This window comes from Mesorhizobium sp. M5C.F.Ca.IN.020.32.2.1 (genome assembly GCF_004023105.1).
GTDB lineage: Bacteria > Pseudomonadota > Alphaproteobacteria > Rhizobiales > Rhizobiaceae > Mesorhizobium > Mesorhizobium wenxiniae.
The window spans coordinates 1-1,563 of sequence record NZ_RZSX01001172.1; the positions used below are offsets into that span (position 1 = coordinate 1).

Sequence of the window (1,563 nt, forward strand, 5' to 3'; positions counted from 1 at the left end):
ATCTATCAGTTGATGAAACAGGGCCGCCGCGAGGAGGCGCTAAAAATCTACCGCTGGTTCCGGCCGCTGCTCGACCTCGACGTGTCGACCTATCTGGTGCAGAACATCAAGCTCGCCGAAGTCCTGGCGATCAACACCAACGACCGCGTGCGCATGCCGCGCCAGCCGCTGTCGGGCGAGCGCCGAGAGACCGTCGAAAAGATCGTCAGGGATGCGCTGGCGGTGCGGCCCGTGCTGCCACAATTCTAAGGGTGGCAATGTCGCCGACCCCCTCATCCGGCCGCTTCGCGGCCACCTTCTCCCCGAGGGGAGAAGAGGTCGCAAGCGTTGGCGTCAGCCTCTTCTCCCCGACGGGGAGAAGGCGGGCCGAAGGGCCGGATGAGGAGGCTGGCTCCAAAGGTGCGGAGCGAGGCGGAGGCCGAGCCATGCAGCGCGGCGCGCAGCCATGAATAGCGATGCGACGCTCGACATCGCCATTATCGGCGGCGGCATCATCGGCATCTGTATCGCCGCCTATCTGGCCGAGGCGGGGCGAAACGTCACGATCTTCGATCGAACGGGCATCTGCGAGGAAACGAGTTCCGGCAATGCCGCTGCCCTGGCCTTTTCCGATGTGTTGCCGCTGGCCCACAAGGGCATGATCAGGCATCTGCCGAAATGGCTTGCCGACCCGCTCGGCCCGCTCAGCATTCCGCCCGCCTACCTGCCGAAGCTGCTGCCCTGGCTTATCCGCTTCTGGCGCGCCGGACGAAACGACCGCTATGAGGCCAGCCTCGGTGCGCAGGCCGGGATGATGCGGCTCGCCGAGGCCGAATGGGCCGGGCTGATGGCGCGCTCGGGCACAACAAACATGCTGCGCGAGGACGGCTCGCTCGAACTTTACGAGAGCGAGGCCGAGTTCAAGGCGTCGCTGCCCGGCTGGGCGGCCAGGCAACGCTTCGGCATCGGCTTCAGCCATGTCGAGGGCGATGCTCTCGTCGCCTTGCAGCCCGGCCTGTCGCCGCGTTTCGTCAAGGGCACTTTCGTGCCGGGATGGAAGACCGTTACGGATCCGAAATTATTGGGCAAGGCGATCTGGACCTTTGCTGAGAAGAACGGCGCGCGTTTCGAAAAGGCTCGGATCGACCATGTCGGAGCGGAGCAGGATGGCGCGACGTTGACGCTGGCCGACGGTAGGGTGCGGCAAGCAAAATGCCTCGTCATCGCCGCCGGCGCGTGGTCGCATCTCCTGGCGAAACATATCGGCGACCGCATCCCGCTCGAAACCGAGCGCGGCTACAACACGACCCTGCCGAGGACCGCCTTCGACGTGAAGCGGCAACTGATCTTCTCCGGCCACGGCTTCGTCATCACCCCGCTCGAAACCGGTGTGCGCGTCGGCGGCGCGGTCGAGCTCGGCGGGATCGAGCGGCCGCCCAACTACGCCCGCTCGAAAGCGCTGCTCGACAAGGCACAGAAATTCCTGCCGGGGCTTGACCCGGCCGGCGGCCGCGAATGGATGGGGTATCGGCCGTCGCTGCCGGATTCGCTGCCGGTGATCGGTGGCGCCAGGCATGCCGGCAC

General features: G+C 66.0%; 1 protein-coding gene and 1 pseudogene. Both read left to right on the forward strand.

Annotated elements, in window-relative coordinates:
* Nucleotides 1-249: pseudogene (locus EOA86_RS34050) on the forward strand (dihydrodipicolinate synthase family protein); the annotation flags it as partial.
* A 196-nt stretch (nucleotides 250-445) separates the two neighbouring features.
* The coding region (locus EOA86_RS34060; protein ID WP_128345546.1) for an FAD-dependent oxidoreductase at nucleotides 446-1,563 on the forward strand (1,118 nt) is incomplete at its 3' end.